This window comes from Cobetia sp. 10Alg 146 (assembly GCF_029846385.1).
GTDB classification, from domain to species: Bacteria; Pseudomonadota; Gammaproteobacteria; order Pseudomonadales; family Halomonadaceae; genus Cobetia; species Cobetia marina.
In genome coordinates this window covers 500,936-520,298 of the sequence record NZ_JARWKT010000002.1, presented here as the reverse complement: position 1 = coordinate 520,298, position 19,363 = coordinate 500,936, and the positions used below count along the sequence as shown (strand labels likewise).

The following is a 19,363-nucleotide window of genomic DNA, read 5'->3' as shown; positions in this document are numbered from 1 at the left end:
GGACAACGCGACTGGAGACGTGAACGATGGCGGTAGGGCCTTCCACTTTCCCCGCAGACATGCCGGAAATTTCCGGCCTGCAGATCGGGGTTGCTGAAGCCGGTATCAAGAAGCCGGGGCGACGTGATCTGGTGATCATGGCGCTCGATGCAGGATCGCGTCTCGCGGGAGCCTTCACGCGCAATGCCTTCTGTGCGGCACCGGTGCATGTCGCGCGTCGACATCTCAAGGCCGAGATCGATGGGCCGCGCTATCTGGTGATCAACACCGGCAACGCCAACGCGGGGACAGGTGAGCAGGGCATGACAGACGCGCTTGCTACCTGTGAGTTCCTGGCCGATGTCGCGGGTTGTGATGCACAGGCCGTTCTGCCGTTCTCAACCGGCGTGATCGGTGAGCCCTTGCCGATGGATCGTCTGACCGGCGCACTGCCGACGGCCTTCGCGGCATTGGGCAAGGGGAATTGGTCCGACGCGGCACACGGCATCATGACCACCGATACCCGGCCCAAGGGCAGCTGGCGTAGCGTGACGCTGGCCAATGGCGAGTGTGTCACCATTGCCGGGATTTCCAAGGGCTCTGGCATGATCTGCCCCAACATGGCGACCATGCTGGGCTTCGTGGCCACTGACGCGGATCTCGCCATCGATCAGTCTGCGCTGGATGAGATGCTGCGCCGGGTCGTGGTCAGAAGCTTCAACAGCATCACGGTGGATTCCGATACCTCGACCAATGATGCGTGCATGCTGGCTGTCACGGCCAGGGCCGCTCGGGTCGAGGGTGAGGATCTGGTCGCCTTCGAGGCTGCGCTGGCCGACGTCATGCTCGAGCTGGCGCAGGCCATCATCCGTGATGGTGAAGGGGCGACCAAGTTCGTCACCCTCGAGGTGGAGGAAGCGCGCTCCGTGGAAGAGGCGCGTGCGGTCGGCTTCACCGTGGCTCACTCGCCACTGGTCAAGACGGCTCTCTACGCCAGTGATGCCAACTGGGGACGAATTCTGGCGGCCGTCGGACGGGCGCCGTTGGAGAATCTTGAGGTTGACGGCGTTGCGATCACGCTCAACGGCGTGAGCATCGTCGAGCAGGGCGGACGAGCCGCCAGCTATACCGAGGCTGCCGGCAGTGCTGCCATGGCCGAGGAAGAGCTGGTGATCGGTATCCGCCTGGGGCGTGGCCAGCAGAAGGCGCGTATCTGGACATCGGATCTGTCCCACGATTACGTCTCGATCAATGCCGATTATCGTAGCTGATGCCTGAGGGCAGAGGCTTACGCTGAAACGGTAATGCAACATCTCCCGCAGGCTTCGCCTCATCAGGGTGGAGTCGGATGTACAACGCGAGTCAAAGGTACAGGCATCATGCCGAAGCGAAGGGTTCACGTGGCGGCTGCCGCCATCTTAAACGAACAGGGCCAGGTCCTGATTGCACGCCGTCCCTCGACGGTGGATCAGGGCGGCTTATGGGAGTTTCCGGGTGGCAAGCTGGCGCCCTACGAAACCGGTCTGGAAGCGCTCAAGCGTGAGCTGTGCGAAGAGCTGGGGGTCGAGATCACGCGTGCTCAGCCGCTGATCCGCATTCATCACGAATACCCGGACAAGCATATCCTGCTGGATGTGTGGGAAACGCGTCAGTTCAATGGCGAGCCCTTTGGCCGCGAAGGGCAGGCAGTGCGTTGGGTCGAGATCGAGGACCTTTACAAATATGCCTTCCCGGCTGCGAATCTGCCGATTCTGCGCGCGGTCTCGCTGCCACGCGAGTATCTGATCACGCCGGAAGAGGCTGATGAGGGAATCTTCGAGACACGCTTGATCCGTGCATTGGATGAAGATGGCGTGCGCCTGGTACAGCTGCGTGCCAAGGAACTCGATGAGGCGGCGTACATTGCCCGGGCCGAGAAGGCGCTGGCGATCTGTCATGCACGTGGTGCGCGTCTGTTGCTCAATGCGGAGCCTTCCATGCTCGACAAGGTCGATGCGGACGGTATCCACCTGACCAGCGTGCGTCTGGCGGAGCTGGCAGAGAAGGGCGAGCGTCCGATCGCAGCCAACAAGTGGTTGTCCGCCTCGACGCATGACCAGGCGCAGCTGGATCAGGCGGGACGGGTGACCTGTGATTTCGTCAGCCTTTCACCGCTGCGTGTCACGCCTTCCCATCCTGAGCGTGCGCCACTGGGGTGGCATGACTTCCAGGAGCTGGTCGAGCAGGCCTGCATGCCGGTCTATGCCCTTGGGGGCATGTCGCGCTACGACAGTGACCATGCGCGCGCCGTCGGCGCCCAGGGTATCGCATCGATCCGTGACTTCTGGAAGTGATGATCGCGCGTTGATGGCAGTTGCCTGAACGAAAAAGACCCTCGAGGCCAGCCTCGAGGGTCTTTTTTTGGCGAGCATCTTGAGCGTCGAGCTTGAGCCAGTCTGAACCAGCAGGGCTCTCTCGAGCGCTACTGCTGATTCATGTCGCGCTCCATGCGCGCCACCATCTCATCGATGCTGGTCTCATCCATGGCGGGCTCGCCGGCGATGCTGTGGGACTCATCAGCCCAGGCGCCGAGGTCCAGCAGTTGGCAGCGCTTGCTGCAGAAGGGACGATATTCGCTGGCGGCGCTCCATGGCACGGGGGTTCGACATTGCGGGCAGGCAACGGACAAGGGCGCCTTGTGGGGCTGTGAGGACGCGGAGTCAGACATCGGGAAGCTCCTGAAATGATGCATTGGAGGCGGCCAGCGAGCGATAGCGGACATCCATGGCCGCGACCTGCTCACGCAAGCTCGCCTGATTGCCGTTATTGTCGATGACATCGTCGGCCTTGGCCAGTCGTGTCTCGCGCGGCAGCTGGGCCGCGAGGATGGCGCGTACCTGCGCTTCGCTGACACCATCGCGGCTCAGCGTACGCGCCAGCTGAACATCCTGGCTGACATCCACCACCAGGGTGCGTGAGACGAGGCTGTCCTGGCCGGACTCGAACAGCAGGGGAGAGACCAGCAGGCGATAGGGGCTGGTCATGGCCGCCAGGTGTTGCACGATGCGCTCCCGGATACGCGGATGGGTGCAGCGCTCCAGCCATTGACGCTCCTCGGGGGAAGCAAAGATCCGCTCGCGCAGCGCGGCGCGATCAAGCTCGCCCTGCACCGTGACGATCGACTCGCCGAAGTGGGCGATGATCTCGGTCAGTGCGGTTTCGCCGGGACGCACGATCTCGCGCGCGACATCATCGGCGTCCACCCACTGGATGCCGAGCTCTCCGAACATCCGTGCCACACTGGATTTTCCGCTTCCGATACCGCCCGTCACCCCGATGATGGGGCCTTGATTGAACGCAGTCGTCATCAGGCACCTATCACGCTGAGGTAGAGGCTCATCAGCGGGGTGCCGAACAGCAGTGCGATCCAGCCTGCCACGGCCAGATAAGGGCCGAATGGCATGGGGGCTCCCCGCAGGCGCGGTACCAGGAGTTGCAACAGGATGCCGAGTACTGCGCCGAGTCCCGCAGAGAGGATCAACAGCAGTGGCAACCACTGCCAGCCCAGCCAGGCGCCCAGTGCCGCCAACAGCTTGAAATCGCCATAGCCCATGCCTTCCTTGCCAGTCACCAGCTTGAACAGCCAGTAGAAGCTCCACAGCACCAGATAGCCGGCCATGGCACCAATCACGGCACTGGGCAGCATCAATGGCTGGAAAAGCAGTTGGTAGGCGAGACCGGCCCACAGCAACGGTAGCGTGATGGCATCAGGCAACAGCTGGGTGCGGAAATCGATCACTGACAACACCAGCAGTGTCAGACAGGCGCCGAAGATCCACAGGCTCTGTGCTTCCAGGCCGTAGATCAACGCGATGGAAGCGCCGAGCGCGCCACCGGCGAGCTCCACCAGTGGATACTGTGCACTGATACGGGTATTGCAGCTCGCGCAGCGGCCGCGGCGTTTCAGCCAGCCGATGACAGGGAGATTGTCATGCCATTTGATTGGGGTGTCGCAGCCAGGGCAGCGTGAGGCAGGCACCAACAGATTGAAGCGTGGCGACGCTTCCGGCTCCAGTTCCAGCGCTTCACGTGCTTCTGCACGCCACTGACGCATCATCATCACCGGCAGGCGTGTGATCACTACATTCAGAAAACTGCCGATCAACAGGCCGAAAATCCCCGCGAGGCAGGCCTGAAGAGCGGGGGAGAGGGAGGCGAGAGAATCCACGGAACATCCTTGTCAGAAAAGCTGGACTGGAAATGAGGCGGCCGCGCCCCATCGGGTGTCGCGGCCGCCTGTCATGATGAAGCATCTGACCGTGAAGTATCAGATAGCGTTGCCGAGTTCGAAGATCGGCAGATACATCGACACCACCAGACCGCCAACCAGAGTGCCCAGCACCACGATGATCAGGGGTTCCAGTAGCGAGGTCAGGGCATCGACCTTGTTGTCGACGTCCTCTTCATAGAAGTCGGCCACCTTGTTGAGCATGGCATCCAGAGAGCCGGCTTCTTCTCCGATGGCCACCATCTGCACCGCCAGCGTGGGAAACAGCTGAGTATTGCGCATGGCAAAGTTGAGCTGCTGACCCGTGGAGACATCCTCCTTGATCTGGGCGATGGCGCGTTCATAGACCTTGTTGCCGGAAGCGCCTGCAGCAGTATCCAGTGATTCTACCAGCGGCACGCCAGCCTGAAAGGTGGTGGCGAGAGTGCGTGAATAACGTGCCACGGATGACTTGTCGAGAATATCACCCAGCACCGGTATCTTGAGCATGAAGCGATGCATGGCATAGGCGAACTTGTCGGAGCGCTTCATGCCTTGAGCGACAAGTATGCCTGCCAGAATCACGGCGCCCAAAGCGATGTACCAATAATTCTGGGCGTATTCCGACAAAGTGATGGTCAGCTGAGTAAAAGCGGGTAGTTCAGCACCAAAGCCCTGGAACAGGCTCTCGAATTGGGGAACGACCTTGATCAACAGAATCGCCGTTACCCCGATACCCACACCAATGACGGCGATGGGGTAGTAGAGCGCTTTTTTCACGCGAGCCTTGAGGGAATCGATCTTCTCCTTGTAGGTCGCGACGCGGTCCAGCATCTTGTCGAGGGCACCGGCCTGCTCACCTGCGGCGACCAGGTTGGAGAAGAGATTGTCAAAATGTTGCGGGTGCTTGCGTAGTGCTTCCGAGAAGCTGGCGCCCGCACCGACCTGATTCATCAGATCTTCCACCAGGTGTCGCATGCCCGGGCTTTTCATGCTTTCAGCGACGATACCGAAGGCTTGCAGAACGGGGACACCGGCGCGAATCATCGTTGCCATCTGGCGGGCAAACATGGTGACATCCTTGCCGCTGACTTTCTTGCTGCCACCAAACAGGGCGGATTTCTTGCGCAAACGCTTGACGATGATACCCTGGCCGACCAGCGTATTCTTCACCTGGTCGACATTGGCGGACATCAACTCGCCCTTGACCTTTTCACCACGCGAATTCTTGCCCGTCCATTGCCAGGTTTCTATGCCCGCCTTCTTCTTGTCTTTCTTGGCAGTTCTGATCGTCGCCATGTCGGTTGTCATTCCCTGATGAATGAGAGTCCCTGTCTTGACTCGCGAGACTCATGTTACACGTGAGCAGGCCAGTGGCTGCTCCCTCCCTATGCCGCGATTTACACTGCTGGCAGTCAGTGCATGAGTGACCTGCTCATCGCGGTGGGAGGTAATCCATGTTCAATGTGCCTGATGACTGAGCAAAAGTCAGCGCTGGTGAAGATTGTTCACATCGGCGCTGTCAACGCTCCAGCGTGTTGTCATCAATCCTTGGTGATACGGTTGACTTCTTCCAGCGAGGTCATGCCCGCCATGACCTTGCGCAAACCGCTGCGGCGCAGATCCGATAACCCTTCCTTGCGCGCCTGGTCTGCCAGTTCTATCGCGGTCCCTTCCCGCATGATCAAGCGGCTCATCTCATCAGAGATGGGCATCACTTCATAGATGCCGACGCGTCCCTTGTACCCTAGCGTGCATTGGCTGCAACCCGTCGGACGATAGATGGTGGCGTTTTCCAAATCTTCCGCACTGAAGCCATTTTCTGCGCTGAAGCCCATCGAGGCCATGGCTTCCTGGGGGATCTCGGCAGGTTGACGACAGTGGGGGCACAGACGCCGCGCCAGACGTTGCGCGATGATCAAGGAAACCGAGCTTGCGATGTTGAAGGGCGCGATCCCCATGTTGCTGAGGCGCGTCAACGTTTCAGGGGCAGAATTGGTATGCAGGGTCGAGAGCACCAGGTGGCCTGTCTGCGCGGCCTTGACGGCAATTTCGGCGGTTTCCTTGTCCCGAATCTCCCCGACCATCACCACGTCGGGATCCTGGCGCAGGAAGGCGCGCAGTGCCGAAGCGAAATCGAGCCCTATCTTGGGCAATACGTTGACCTGATTGACACCCTCTACCTTGAGCTCGACCGGGTCTTCCGCGGTCGAGATATTGCGCTCAGGCGTGTTGAGGATGTTCAAGCCGGTATACAGGGTGACGGTCTTGCCGCTACCGGTAGGGCCGGTGACCAGAATCATGCCCTGAGGCTCGCCGAGTGTCTTCTCGAACATGGCACGCTGTTCGGGCTCGAAGCCTAGCGCCTCGATCCCCATCTTGGCCGAGCTGGGGTCAAGAATACGCAGTACCAACTTCTCCCCGTAAACGGTTGGCAAGGTGTTGACACGAAAATCGATGGAGCGTGACTTGGAAAGTCGCAGTTTGATGGCGCCATCCTGAGGCAGACGTCGCTCGGAGATATCCATGCGCGACATCACCTTCAAGCGCGCCGAGATACGGTTGCGCATGTTGAAGGGCGGACGAGTATTCTCGACCAGCATGCCATCGATACGAAAGCGAATCCGGTACGTGGATTCATAAGGTTCAAAGTGAATGTCCGAGGCGCCACGTTTGATGGCATCCAACAGTACCTTGTGAACGAATCGCACGACTGGCGCATCATCACTATTGGCCGTGATGGCCATATCATGGTTGTTGTCTTCTTCGCCTTCGAATTCGAGTCCATCCAGAGCCTCGCCATCTTCGCTCAGCATGTCCATGGCGCTTTCTTCGCCGGCTTCCAGATATTGCTCTAGCGCAGGTGCGAGTTGATCGGCTGCGACCAGTACGCTTTCAATCGACAGGCCGGTGGCAAACTGCAATTCATCAAGGTGAGTCAGTGTCGATGGCGAGGGCACGCCGACGGTCAAACGATGTTCGCGTCGATAGAGCGGCAGTACGCCCAGCTTTCGCAGTACCTTCTCTGGCAGCTCATCAATGCTCGGGAGTGAATCGATACGTATTGCATCGAGATCTACATAGGGCAGCCCGTATTCCCATGCTGCCACCAAGGTGGCCTCACGTGCCGAAGCCAAGCCATGAGTGATGACATGCAGCAGCAGACTCTCGCCAGCTTCATTGGCCTCCTGCTCAGCCAGCAAGGCAGCCTGAGGCTCCAGCAAGCCTGATTCCACCAGGCGAGCGGCAAATCCCTTCAATGTCTGATCACTCTGGGGCATAGAAAAGTCCTGTGGCGAATCTGAAAGTCTGTCTTGCGGCTAGTGTCGATGAGCGCCGCGATACCTGACAGCCCCCAATACCGTTGCACGCTCTCGCCATGGTGGTGAGTTGCGAGAGTGCTGATGTTGTCTCCAGTGTAGCCTGATTGGCACTTGGCAGAAATGCCGGCACCCTCACTTTACCAGCCCACTCCCGAGCTAGAGGCTTGGAGGCAGCCGTCAGTGCCTCAGTCGGACTCGGCGATGTTCGAGCGGTGGCCAGGAGAAGATCCACTGATGGCGTGTCTTGAGAGGCTGACTTGCAGGGCAAAAGAGGGAGAGTAAAAAGGAGAGATCAAAGCAGGGCCTTGAACGCCGTCTTGTCATCAGACTGCCATCAAGGAGGGGAAGTCTGATGTAGTCAGGCAGTTGCAGTGAGCGTTGAGCTGCGTTGGTTTGATGGGCAGAAAGAATTTCATGGTGTTGCTTGCAATGTGACCGAGTGTAATCTATTGTAACTCACAAGCAGCCGTCAGCGCCGCCTTGAAAGCGACTTGCGACATGGCAATGGCACCTGAACTGTGGCTGTGGTATCAATCGTCCCGTCCGGTCGATACCCCGTGATATCAAAATGTTATGCTAACAATGGTGGAATGCTGATACAGAGTCGCAACGCTCGACACGGCATGTCACCCTAAGTAACAGTTTGATGTTCAGGGACAGTAACCGGGGTTTCAGGACGTACGACCTGATCTCACTACGCAAAGGCAAGGGAGTCACACCATGACACGCAAGCAACAGGCAGGTTTTACATTGATCGAGCTGATGATCGTTGTCGCGATTATCGGTATTCTGGCGGCCATCGCAATTCCGCGTTATCAAGATTATGTAGCTCGCTCCCAAGTAACTGAAGCTATTAATCTTGCTAGTGGTCTGAAAACTTCAGTTGCAGAGATATATGCTAATACAGGCGACCTTGCTGGGATCGATAGTGGTACAAATGGTATCCCAGCAGCTACTTCCGTTACAGGTTCTTATGTTAGTGGCGTAGCAGTTCTGAATGGTGTAATCACAGCAACAATGGGTAATGATGCAAATGCGGTTCTGACTGAAGAAGGTGCTAATACTGTAGTACTGACACCTGACGATGAAAGTGCTGGTTCAATAGTCTGGGACTGTACTGATTCTTCTGTCGCTGAGCAGTATCTCCCTCAGAATTGTCGTACCACTGGTAGTACCGCGCAGACAGAATAATAATCAATAAAACCGCCCCTAGGGGCGGTTTTATTGTGTTGTGAAACCTTCAATAAAGCGCTTCTTCCTCTTCTACTACATCCTTTAGCAGCTCCAAGAACAGCTTGTCGGCATCGGAGTGCTCTGCTGGGTCTTCCGGGATATGGATGCTGGTGGTATCAGAAATCTCGTTGGCGATGATAGCCAGCACTGCTTGCTCATTCTTTCCTTGTTCTGCCCCTTCCTTGAGGCGCGCTCGCGCCACCACCAGTGACTGCTCGAGAATCTTCGGGTCTTGCAGCAGCTTGCGAATGAAGCCTTTCAGCTCACTGATGATACGTGTCTTATGCATTTCGCCGGATGCGTTGCTCATGACGTGCTCCTTGGGTGTTTGTGTGATCACTGAAGATGGGCAAGGTGACGAACATCATCGTCACCAGTGGATTCGTTGAGGCACTGCACCGCTGGGCAGACTGCTGTGTATCGCAAAGTGTAACTCACGTTTCGGCCTCTTGGGCACGCGAAATGATGCTGAGTCTTACCGTGCCCAGCCAGCGGATGTCCTTTGCCAGGCGTTGCAGTTCGTCGACTGTCGTGTTGCGTGAGGCAGGTGCCAGGTTACATTCGCTGAGCGAAGTGAATGCCTGATCGGCAACCTCCAATTGGACATCGACATGCGGAGCACTCGAGGGAGCAGAAGGGGGTGTGGTGACATGATTGACATAGTGAAGCATCAGCCCGCTGCGTTCTTGCCATACAGGGTGTGACTGCCAGCAGGCATCAAGTGCAGTGATGATCTCGCTGCGCAGCGGCAGTGGCTGCATGGGTGTGGGATGTGTCGTATCCGCCTGGCCGATATGTGAATCGTCTTCGGGGTCGATGTGATAGAGCACATCGCTGAGCTGGGGGAATTCTGACTTGAGGCGTGCCACGGCGTGATGGCCGATGGCATGACCTTCCGAGACGCTGATGCGTGGCGCGACCAGCAGGTGGACTTCCAGCACGATACGACCGGCGAGCGTGCGACTGCGAAGATCATGTGCGCCACGCACTTCCGGCAATGACAGCAGGCATTCACTCATGGCGCGTTGTTGTTCGCGTGGCAGAGCGGTGTCGATCAATTCCCGTGAGGCTTCCCACGCCAGCGATACGCCGATCTTGCCGACCATCACCGCGACGATGATGGCAGCTATTCCATCCATCCAGCCTGCCCCGAGCTGAGTGCCGATCAAGCCCACCAGCACGGCGACGGTCGAGAGCGCATCGCTGCGTGAGTGCCAGGCATTGGCTTCCAGCAGTCTGGACTTCTGTTTGCGAGCCACCTTGAGCGTTGCACGAAAGATGGCTTCCTTGGCGATCAAGGAAATCACTGCGACGCCGATGCCCAGAGCCCCTGGCAGCGGAATGCTCAGGGTGCCGAATATCAGCTCCCAGCTGCGCAGCACGCCTTCCCAGCCGATTGCACCCGCCACGGCGATGAGCAAGCTGCCAAGCACCAGCGTGCCCAGCGTCTCGATGCGTTCATGCCCCCAGGGGTGCGAGCGATCCGGTGCCTGACGGCCGAAGTGAGTGGCCACCAATACGAAGGCATCCGTCACCAGGTCTGACAGTGAATGGATGCCATCGGCGATCAAGGCTTGAGAGCCGACCAGCTTGCCGACGATCAACTTGGCGATGCCCACCACCCCATCCAGCGCCGCGCCGATCAGGGTGATGCGCTGCGCCTCACGTCTGGCCTGTGCGGCAGAATCTGTCTTCATCTGAGCGGATGTCGTCATGGGAAGCTCGCGGCAGGCCGGGTGTGAGGGAAGTGACTGCTTGCACATGAATCGAATGCAGGTCAGCAAGGAGTGAGGTCAGCGAACGCAGCTGTCTTCGGCGATTTCATGCGTCGGACGCAGACGGCGCGCGACGCTGTCTACGACGATATTGAGTATTGCGGTCAGCAGCAGCAATGCAAAGGCCTGGTCGAACATCAGGTACTCGAAGCTCGAATCGATGTGGAAGCCCAACGTTGCCACGCCGAGCATGCCGAGAATCGCCGTCTCGCGAATGATGGTCTCGGCGCGATAGAAGAGCAGTGCGAACATGCCGGGCGCGACTCTCGGGTTGATCTCATACAGCCAGCTTTCCAGTCGTCCGCGGGGCTTGCCGGGCGGCAGCTGGATCTGGTTGGCATGTCGTGCACACAGAAAGGCGATGATGGCGCCATTGTGCAGGGACAGTGCCAGCCAGGCAGGCAGGAGCGAGGGGCCCAGCAGCAGCAGCAGAATGAAGGCCAGCATCAGCTCAGGGGTGGTGCGCAGGAAGATCATCAGCCCTTGAGTGGCCTGTCGGGAGGCGCGATTGCCCACATGTCGGCTGGCCAATGGCCACAGCAGCATGGCGATCAGCAGGCTGCCTGCGGTGCCCAGCAGACCGAGCAGCAGGGTGTTGCCCAGCGCGGACAGCAGGTGGGGCAGATGGCTCGCCCAATCCAGCAGATCAGCAAGTAGCTGGCCGGAGATCAGTGATTCGACGCTGGCATTGACCAGCGGCGCTGGCCAGATGTCGTGGCTGAGGAAGCGCCACAGCAGTGTCGGATTCACGTCCGGCCATGGCCCCAGCCACCAGAGACTGGCGACTCCCAGAAGGGGCAGCAGGCGACGATGTCCCCACCATGGCAGCGTCGCGATCAGCAGGTAGAAGATCCACAGCAGGGCGCCGGCTTCATGGTAGCGACCTTCGCGGAAAGCACTTTCCAGATAGAAGCCCAACGTCGGCAAGCCGACGAAGCCCAGCAGGACGCTGGCGCGTAGCGCGCACTCGAAACGGTAACGGGTGTAGCTCGCCAATCGCGACCATGCCAGTGGGAGTTCTGCATACACGAAGCACATCAGGCGTGATGTGGTGGCAGGCAGAGCGCGGCGCGGTGCCTGGGGAACCTGTTCCAGTATCTCGGCGTAGACCTTGGCGAAGGTTGCCGCGTAGGGGATGGTGATCGCGGCCAGCGCCGTGATGGCGGACAGGCCGAATACCTGCAGCAGCAGCAGTGCCCAGAACAGCTCATGCACGGCCCGCAGGCCGGCGCAGACAGCGCGCAATGCTCGTGAGCGGGAGTAGAGCAGCGCAAGGGGCAGTCCCAGCAGCGCCCCCAGCAGCGTCCCCCATAAGGCGAACGCCACCGTCAGGATCAAGGCATGCACTGGTGATTCCAGTGCACTGGGGGCCGGCATCACCAGGCCATTCAGCATGCGGCCAAGTTCCTGCCATGGCTCCCGTGAGGTAATGGAGAGATCACCGAAGGGTGCCAGTATCAGCATGGCAGCCAGCAGGCCGATACCGAGCCGCAGCAGGTGTGAGCCTTCACTGCGCGCCTGCCACCAGCGTGGCGGCTTGCGCAGTCTGGAGAGCGCGAGGCCGGGATCAGTCGACATCAAGTGGCTCACTGCTGGCGGCAGGGTAGAGGCAGTCGAGGTCCTGCGGCTTCAGGTCGTCGGTATTGGCGTCGAGCAGTACCTTGCCGTTGCCGTTCTCATCCTTGCCCAGACCGATGACACGAGTGAAGTGAGTGAGTGCCAACTCCTTCTGGTGAAGCGCTACCACGCTGGTGGCATGGCGAGAGTGAATCCAGTGGATCAGCTGGCTGGCCTGATGCGGGTCCACGCTCGCCACAGGCTCGTCCCCGAGAAACAGATCATGTCCCTGATAAAGTGCCCTGGCGATGGCCACCCGCTGACGCTGTCCACCGGATAACGCCTCGACCGAGCGCTCCATCAGGCCGGCGATGCCCAGAGGTTCACATACGGCGGCGACTGCCTGCCAATGAGCGGGCCTGGGGCGCAGCAGATTGAGCAGGTTGGTCAGCGACGATTGCTGATCCAGCCTGCCCATGAAGATGTTGTGATACACGGAGAGCTGAGGCACCAGTCCTTGACGCTGAGGGCACCAGGCTGCAGGAGTACCCTGCTCGTGCAGGGCGCTGCGCAAGGCTTCCAGCAGCGTGGACTTGCCCGCACCGCTGGCGCCAAGCAGAGCGACGCGCTCGCCATGCTCGAGTTGAACGTCCAGATCGCGCAACACCACCTCGGCGCCATGGCCGAGGTGGTGTCGTGATAGGTGCAGCAGGGGAGAGGGTGTTGCCTGGGTCATGACTCAGCGCAGCAGACCGAGTTGCTCGCCAACCGTCTTGATCGGGGCGTAGTCATCATTGCTGGCCGGGATGAAGCCGGAGCGCGGGAAGCTTTCCAGCAGGTCCGGATCCTTCATGTCCAGCAGCGCCTGAGTGAGGTGCTGCGTGAAGTCCGCACCGTAGTGGCTGTCGGCATCGCCGCGCACTGTCCACTGATAGTCGGGGTAGGCCGGAGTTTCCCACAGTACCTGGACCTTGGCGGGATCGACCTTGCCATCCTTGACGGCGGCTTCCCACACGGCGTAGTTCACGGCGCCCACGTCGTAGGTGCCGGCGGCAACCAGCGCGATGGTGCGTGAGTGATCACCGGAGAAGCCGACGCGCGAGAAGACCTTCTCGGGGGCGTCATCGAACTGTTCGCGCAGATAGTATTCCGGCATCAGGCGCCCGGAAGTGGAGGTCTTGGCACCGAAGGTGAAGGAGTGGCCTTCCACGGATTCGGGCAGCGTCTCCAGCGGCGTCTGTGCATCGCCGGCCAGCTTGAGATCACGTCGTGCGATGAAATAGCTGCGGAAGGCGGCATCTTCCACACCCTGGGCGATCGCCTGGGAGCCCGGCACCAGCTGGCGGGCCTGGACACCGGTGAGGCCGCCGAACCATGCCATCTGGATCTGATCATTGCGGAAGGCACTGACCGCGGCGCTGTAGGACTTGACCGGCACGTACTCGACATCCACCCCGAGCTTCTCTTCCAGATAGTCGGCGACCTTGTCGAAGCGCTCCACCAGACGCGACTCATCTTCATCGGGAATGGCAGTGAACTTGAAGGTCTCGGCTTGCGCCAGACTGATGCTGAAAGGCAGGGCAGAGAACAGGGTCAGAGCAGCAGTGGCCAACCAGCGCATGAGGGCTTCCTCGGCATTCACGACATGGGAGATCATGCAGCCAGCGGCCGCATGCAGGTTCATGGCGCGTATTGTTGTGCCTTGGCGGCATCGGTGCAAGTCCACCGCTGCTTGAACCGTCAGGATTCCGGCGGAAAACGGGTGTCCTTGAGGCTATCCTTGATCTTCTTGAGGTGATGCTGGAAGTCCACGCCACGCCTGAGCGTCACGCCGGTCGCCAGCACATCGATCAGAGCCAGATGGATCATGCGCGAAGTCATCGGCATGTAGATGTCGGTGTCCTCCGGTGCCATGACTTCCAGCACCTCGGTACACTCGCGCGCCAGCGGAGAGTCCGGCGCGGTGATGCCGAGCACGGCGGCACCGTTGCCGCGCGCCAGCCTGGCGATATCGACCAGTTCCCGCGTGCGGCCGGTATAGGAGATGATCACGATCACGTCACCGGTATGGCAGGCGGCCGCGACCATGCGCTGCATCAGCACGTCTTCATAGGCCATCACGGGCAGATTGAAACGGAAGAACTTGTGCTGGGCATCTGCCGCCACCGGCCCGGAAGCCCCCAGGCCGAAGAAGCAGATCTGCTTGGCCTGGCTCAGATAATCCACCGCACGTTCGATGCGCTTGGCATCAAGGGCGCGGCGCGCATCATCGAGAGCGGCAACCGTGGCGCCAAGTATCTTGTCGCCATAGGATTCGGCGTCATCATTCTGCTCGACGCTGCGCGAGACATAGGGCGTGCCACCGGCCAGACTCTGGGCCAGCTTGATCTTGAAGTCCGGGAAGCCCTTGGCGTCGAAATTGCGACAGAAACGGTTGACGGTCGGCTCGCTGACCAGCGAGGCCTGAGCGAGTGCCGCGATGCTCATTCCCGTGGCGGCCGACGGATCTGTCAGAATGACGTCAGCGACCTTGCGCTCTGAACGATTGAGGTCGTCGAGACGTTCGCGGATGCGGTTGATGAGGTCGTGTACTGCCATTCGCCGATTACCTTGCCATTGTGTAGTGAAATAACTACGTAATCTGGGCATCCTAGCCTCACTCGTCTGGCAGGCCAAGCATCCCTTTGCCTCGGACGATGCTCCAAGCTCAGTGAAACGTCCGCTGGCTACCACTTTTAGGTAAGTTTACCTACTTGTTGGGCGATTTGTCTTGAGAGAGCGCGACGTTATCGCTACATTTGTTGTTAATATAACCAGCCATGTATCGCCACAGCCGTCCCGGTGTCCCACATGCCTCTTGAAATCCTGCGTGCTGCGCCCCTCGCGTCGCGCCATCGGAGATTCAGGGAGGGCACCACCGTATCGGCCAGCCAGGCATGCAGGGCAGTTTCGACGGGAGAAATCGGCTGCATGAGTTCCGACACCATTCCGGGCGTGGATATTGCCCTGTTCGGCGCCTTGGGCGACCTCGCCAAGCGCAAGCTGTATCCAGCCCTCTATCACCTTGATCGCGATGGTCTGCTCGACAAGGCAACTCGCCTGATCGGCCTGGCGCGTCAGGACGTCAGCCTCGAATCCTTCAAGGAAACCGTGCAGGCCTCGCTCAAGGAGCGCGTCAAGCCGGAGCATTTCGAGAAGGCTGCCATCGAGCGCTTCCTCGCCCGTATCAGCTACGCCGCGCTGGATTTCAGCACGGTGGAAGGTTACTCGGCCATCGCCGACTGGCGGGTTGACGCCAAGGGCAAGCCTTCGCCGCGCCCGCTGATGATCTACCTCTCCGTGCCGTCACGCATCTATGGTGACATCAGCAACAACCTGCAGGCCGCCGGTTGTCTGGATGAGAACTCGCGTGTCGTGGTCGAGAAGCCGATCGGCTCCGACCTGGAAAGCTCCGGTGTCATCAACGATGCCATCGGCGCGGTATTCCACGAGTCGCAGATCTATCGCATCGATCACTATCTGGGCAAGGAAACCGTTCAGAACCTGATTGCACTGCGTTTCGCCAACCCGATGTTCGGCAATCAGTGGAACCAGAACCACATCTCTCACGTCGAGATCACCGTGGCCGAGAAGGTCGGTATCGAGGGACGCTGGGGCTACTTCGATCAGGCGGGTCAGCTGCGTGACATGGTGCAGAATCACCTGCTGCAGCTGCTGTGCCTGATCGCGATGGACCCGCCATCCAATCTGGACGCCGATGCCATTCGCGATGAAAAGGTCAAGGTGCTCAAGGCCTTGCGCCCGATCACCGGTGAGCGTCTGAACACTGATCTGGTACGTGGTCAGTACATCGCGGGTGCCGTCGATGGTCAGCACGTGCCGGGGTATCTGGAAGAAGAGGGCGCCAATACCGAGTCCTCCACCGAGACCTTCGTGGCTTTCAAGACCGAAGTGTCCAACTGGCGCTGGGCAGGCGTGCCGTTCTACCTGCGTACCGGCAAACGCATGCCCGAGAAGCTGTCACAGATCGTGATCCACTTCCGTCAGCAGCCGCACTACATCTTCGATCCGGACCAGCGCTCGCTGGCGGCCAACAAGCTGATCATTCGTCTCCAGCCCTCCGAAGGCATCTCGCTGCAGGTGCTGACCAAGGACTCCGGTCTCGACAAGGGCATGCGCCTGCGTCCGGGTCCGCTGGATCTCGACTTCAATAGCGCCTTCCCCAAGCGCCGGATTCCGGAAGCTTACGAACGTCTGCTGCTCGAGGTCATCAAGGGCCAGCAGTATCTGTTCGTGCGTCGTGACGAGATCGAACACGCCTGGCGCTGGGTCGATACCCTCATCGATGGCTGGGAATCGCGCGCTGCCACGCCGCGTCGTTACCCGGCGGGCTCCTGGGGGCCGGTCTCCTCCATCGCGATGATCACGCGTGATGGTCGCAGCTGGTATGAGGAGTATTGAGATGGCTGTCGACATGACACAGAACGCCACCCAGGACCCGCGCCAGCAGACTGCCGAGTCGCTGGCCGAGTATCTCGCGGCAGCACTGACCGCTGACCTGGCGGCGTCGCCTGAGGCTCGCGCACTGCTGGTGGTCTCCGGGGGCTCGACGCCCAAGCCGTTGTTCGCCGCATTGCGTGACAAGCCGCTGGACTGGTCGCGTGTGGACATCACCCTCGCGGATGAGCGTTGGGTGAGTGAAGACGCCGACGACAGCAATGCCCGTTTCGTGCGTGAGCATCTGTTGAAGGGCGCAGCCGCTGCCGCGACCTTCCATCCGCTGACCAGCGCCGAAGCAGAGCCAGAGGCGGGTTGCGAGGAAGTGAGTGCTCGCATCGCGGCACTCTCCTGGCCGGCCTCCGCGGTGATTCTCGGCATGGGGGGCGATGGTCACACGGCTTCGCTGTTCCCGGATGGGGATCGCCTCCAGGAAGCGCTGACCAGCCGTGATTGCTGTGTGCCGATGCGTGCCCCCAGCGTCCCGCAGGCGCGCATCACCCTGAGCCTCGAGCGCTTGCGCCAGACGCGCCGTACCGTGCTGCATCTGACGGGCACCGACAAGCAGGCCGTGCTGTCACGTGCGCTGGGCGATGTCGAAGCCGTCAGCGAGTTGCCGATCCGCGCCTTCCTGTCCGCGCCCCTGGCGCTGTACTGGGCCCCCTGATCCTATCGGCCACGGCGCTATCAACCACATCAGCGCCGTGGCGTACTAGACAACATCAGCGCTGCGGCGCAAGGAGAACGCCATGAGCTTCGAAAAACAACTTCCCTCGACGCGCACGACCGAGATCGACAGCATCTGCCAGAAGGCTTCCGTGCTGCCGGTGATCGCCGTCGAGCGCATCGAGGACGCCGTGCCGCTGGGCAAGGCGCTCTATGAAGGCGGCTTGACCGTTCTCGAGGTCACCCTGCGAACTGACTGCGCTCTCGAGGCGATTCGCCGCATGCGTGAAGCGCTGCCCAATGCCAGCATCGGTGCCGGCACCGTGCTCACGCCGGAACAGTATCGCAAGGTGGAAGAGCTGGGCGTCGATTTCGTCGTCACGCCGGGTACTACCGAAGCGCTCTATCAGTATGGCGTGACCAGCAGCGTGCCGATGCTGCCGGGCGTCGCGACCGTGTCCGAATTGATGACCGGCTGGCAGTACGGCTACCGCCGCTTCAAGTTCTTCCCGGCCGAGGCCGCGGGTGGCGTGAATGCCATCAAGTCCTTCGGTGGCCCGATCAGCGAAGCACGCTTCTGCCCGACCGGCGGCATCACGCTCAACAATGCCGGTGACTATCTGGCACTCAAGAACGTGATGTGTGTCGGTGGTAGCTGGGTGGCGCCGCAGAAATTGATCGATGCAGGCGACTGGGATGGCATTCGTGAGCTGGCGCGCGAAGCGTCCGAGCGTTTCCACCACTGATTTTCGCCAGGTCAGCGGGTTGCCATACGGCAATCGGTGGCCTGACGCGCAAGACCGAACATTACTGCTCTCTCTCGACAGCTTGGCTGTTGCTTGTGACCCGTCTCTCGCGAGGCGGGTCTTTTTTTGGCCGAATGCCAGAGAATGACGTCGAGGCGGGCCAGCAGTCACAGGTCTGAGGTTATGGCTAAGGAGGGGTCGGGGATCCAGCGCTTAACCGCTCAGGGCTGTTGACTGCTCAGGTGGGTGTGGAGTTGCTCGAGCAATGGCAGGTCATCGGACAGTGACAGCCCGTGACGGAGAGCTGCGTGTCGCAACGGACCAAGGATGGCCTCCACTTCCGTGGTGCGACCTGCCAGCACATCCTGAAGCATCGAGGCACGGTTGTTCGCCGTGGCACGGATGACCTGGTCGACCAGGGCCTGCCAGCCATTCGGTGGCGGGGCGATACCCTCGGCTTCCAGCACTCGAGTGATCTCGTCGACGGCCTGGCGCACCATCAGGAAAAAGGGGCGATCACGCAGCTGTCCATTGCGAATCCGAAAGCGTGCCACGAGTGGATTGATGGCGGCATTGATCGCCAGCTTGTGCCATAGGCGAGTGCCGATGTCGGCACTGACATGACACTCACGGCCAGCCGCCTGCAGCCAGGCAACCTGCCTTTCTGCGGCCGCCATGGCAGAGGAGGAGGATGTCGGGTCGGCCTGCGATGACCAGGTGCCCAGCCAGGTCTGGCCATGGCCGGCGTGTTGCACGGCCAGGCGTTCTGGGAGGGTGTGTTTGGCAAGCGCGGTCGATTCCGGAATCCAGGCACCCTCGGTCGTACTGGCGCACAGCAGTTGAGGGTGCTGCTCTGCCAACCAGGGTTGTGCGCTCAGCCCGTTTTGCCAACAGGTAACTGGTGTCCGTGAGTCTATCAGCGGCGCGACGTGTGCCCAGGCAGACTCGATGGCATGTGACTTGGTGGCCAGCCAGATTGCGGCAGGTGGCGGATATGGCAAGGTTGTCAGCTGGTCAATCGAGGTGTAAGTTATCTCTGAGCTAACAGATTGGCCTTCTGGTGAGGTCATCTCGATCGTCACCATCTCGCTGACGGATGCCCGGCGACCCACCAACAGAAGGTTTGGCAATGTGCTCCTTCCCTGCGTTGCCATTTCGCGCTGGCGGGCGTGAGCGAGCGTGGCCGCCAGCAATCGACCGATGGCCCCGGGGCCGACGATCCACAGCCAATCGCCTGCAACGGCAAGACGCTGGGAAAGTGAATCGAAAGCCGTCGAGAGTGTGTGATTGTCGTCAGCCGGCGTGGAAGTCGTCATGCGTGATTTCTCATCATGGGTGAGC

18 protein-coding genes are annotated in these 19,363 nt (G+C 60.3%); 6 read left to right on the top strand and 12 right to left on the bottom strand.

Translation table 11 applies throughout. The annotated features are described in order from the left end of the window. Window positions 1-26 precede the first annotated feature (26 nt). Window positions 27-1,250, top strand: coding sequence for a bifunctional glutamate N-acetyltransferase/amino-acid acetyltransferase ArgJ (argJ, locus tag QD172_RS05205; RefSeq protein ID WP_279855178.1), 1,224 nt, complete (start codon window positions 27-29; stop codon window positions 1,248-1,250). A 108-nt stretch (window positions 1,251-1,358) separates the two neighbouring features. Further along, window positions 1,359-2,312 (top strand): Nudix family hydrolase, encoded by a 954-nt coding sequence (locus QD172_RS05200; protein WP_077371708.1) that lies wholly within the window; start codon window positions 1,359-1,361, stop codon window positions 2,310-2,312. 128 nt (window positions 2,313-2,440) lie between these two features. Here QD172_RS05200 and yacG read toward each other — a convergent pair whose 3' ends face one another. The 5 genes from yacG to pilB all read right to left on the bottom strand — a co-directional run bounded on the left by yacG (window position 2,441) and on the right by pilB (window position 7,506). Next, the gene (gene yacG / locus QD172_RS05195) at window positions 2,441-2,686 is read right to left on the bottom strand and encodes a DNA gyrase inhibitor YacG (protein WP_279855177.1); all 246 of its coding nucleotides are present in this window, start codon (window positions 2,684-2,686) and stop codon (window positions 2,441-2,443) included. Then, entirely contained in the window at window positions 2,679-3,326 is a 648-nt protein-coding gene (coaE, locus tag QD172_RS05190) for a dephospho-CoA kinase (protein ID WP_279855176.1), read from the bottom strand. Before coaE ends, yacG begins: the two co-directional genes overlap by 8 nt. After that, the gene (locus QD172_RS05185) at window positions 3,326-4,186 is read right to left on the bottom strand and encodes an A24 family peptidase (protein WP_084209205.1); all 861 of its coding nucleotides are present in this window, start codon (window positions 4,184-4,186) and stop codon (window positions 3,326-3,328) included. Before QD172_RS05185 ends, coaE begins: the two co-directional genes overlap by 1 nt. Window positions 4,187-4,285: 99 nt before the next feature. After that, entirely contained in the window at window positions 4,286-5,524 is a 1,239-nt protein-coding gene (locus tag QD172_RS05180; protein WP_279855175.1) for a type II secretion system F family protein, read from the bottom strand. Window positions 5,525-5,769: 245 nt separating this feature from the next. After that, complete coding sequence (gene pilB / locus QD172_RS05175) at window positions 5,770-7,506, bottom strand: type IV-A pilus assembly ATPase PilB (protein WP_279855174.1); 1,737 nt, start codon at window positions 7,504-7,506, stop codon at window positions 5,770-5,772. Between the two features lie 762 nt (window positions 7,507-8,268). Between pilB and QD172_RS05170 the strand changes: the two genes are divergently transcribed. After that, window positions 8,269-8,739, top strand: coding sequence for a pilin (locus tag QD172_RS05170; protein WP_279855172.1), 471 nt, complete (start codon window positions 8,269-8,271; stop codon window positions 8,737-8,739). A 49-nt stretch (window positions 8,740-8,788) separates the two neighbouring features. Here QD172_RS05170 and QD172_RS05165 read toward each other — a convergent pair whose 3' ends face one another. The 6 genes from QD172_RS05165 to QD172_RS05140 all read right to left on the bottom strand — a co-directional run bounded on the left by QD172_RS05165 (window position 8,789) and on the right by QD172_RS05140 (window position 14,711). Continuing rightward, window positions 8,789-9,091 (bottom strand): hypothetical protein, encoded by a 303-nt coding sequence (locus tag QD172_RS05165; RefSeq protein WP_043332474.1) that lies wholly within the window; start codon window positions 9,089-9,091, stop codon window positions 8,789-8,791. Window positions 9,092-9,215: 124 nt separating this feature from the next. Further along, window positions 9,216-10,496: a cation diffusion facilitator family transporter gene (locus tag QD172_RS05160; RefSeq protein ID WP_279855171.1), complete on the bottom strand. Its 1,281-nt coding sequence runs from the start codon at window positions 10,494-10,496 to the stop codon at window positions 9,216-9,218. Window positions 10,497-10,574: 78 nt separating this feature from the next. Next, window positions 10,575-12,134, bottom strand: coding sequence for an ABC transporter permease (locus tag QD172_RS05155; RefSeq protein ID WP_279855170.1), 1,560 nt, complete (start codon window positions 12,132-12,134; stop codon window positions 10,575-10,577). After that, window positions 12,124-12,849 carry an ATP-binding cassette domain-containing protein gene (locus tag QD172_RS05150; protein ID WP_077371734.1) on the bottom strand — a complete coding sequence of 242 codons (726 nt, stop codon included), beginning with the start codon at window positions 12,847-12,849 and terminating at the stop codon, window positions 12,124-12,126. The genes QD172_RS05155 and QD172_RS05150 overlap by 11 nt, the downstream gene beginning before the upstream one ends. Before the next feature lie 3 nt (window positions 12,850-12,852). Continuing rightward, a complete protein-coding gene (locus QD172_RS05145) occupies window positions 12,853-13,734 on the bottom strand; it encodes a putative selenate ABC transporter substrate-binding protein (RefSeq protein ID WP_084209792.1) in 882 nt (293 codons plus the stop codon). Window positions 13,735-13,853: 119 nt separating this feature from the next. Further along, window positions 13,854-14,711, bottom strand: a complete 858-nt coding sequence (locus QD172_RS05140) for a MurR/RpiR family transcriptional regulator (RefSeq protein WP_077371737.1) — start codon at window positions 14,709-14,711, stop codon at window positions 13,854-13,856. A gap of 372 nt (window positions 14,712-15,083) precedes the next feature. Between QD172_RS05140 and zwf the strand changes: the two genes are divergently transcribed. The 3 genes from zwf to QD172_RS05125 all read left to right on the top strand — a co-directional run bounded on the left by zwf (window position 15,084) and on the right by QD172_RS05125 (window position 18,022). Continuing rightward, a complete protein-coding gene (gene zwf / locus QD172_RS05135; RefSeq protein WP_077371740.1) occupies window positions 15,084-16,574 on the top strand; it encodes a glucose-6-phosphate dehydrogenase in 1,491 nt (496 codons plus the stop codon). A gap of 1 nt (window position 16,575) precedes the next feature. Beyond that, window positions 16,576-17,277 carry a 6-phosphogluconolactonase gene (gene pgl, locus QD172_RS05130; protein ID WP_279855169.1) on the top strand — a complete coding sequence of 234 codons (702 nt, stop codon included), beginning with the start codon at window positions 16,576-16,578 and terminating at the stop codon, window positions 17,275-17,277. Between the two features lie 82 nt (window positions 17,278-17,359). Continuing rightward, complete coding sequence (locus QD172_RS05125) at window positions 17,360-18,022, top strand: bifunctional 4-hydroxy-2-oxoglutarate aldolase/2-dehydro-3-deoxy-phosphogluconate aldolase (RefSeq protein ID WP_077371743.1); 663 nt, start codon at window positions 17,360-17,362, stop codon at window positions 18,020-18,022. 221 nt (window positions 18,023-18,243) lie between these two features. On the opposite strand, the gene QD172_RS05120 is transcribed toward QD172_RS05125, so the two are convergent. Next, the gene (locus QD172_RS05120) at window positions 18,244-19,338 is read right to left on the bottom strand and encodes a 2-dehydropantoate 2-reductase (protein ID WP_279855168.1); all 1,095 of its coding nucleotides are present in this window, start codon (window positions 19,336-19,338) and stop codon (window positions 18,244-18,246) included. Window positions 19,339-19,363 lie beyond the last annotated feature (25 nt).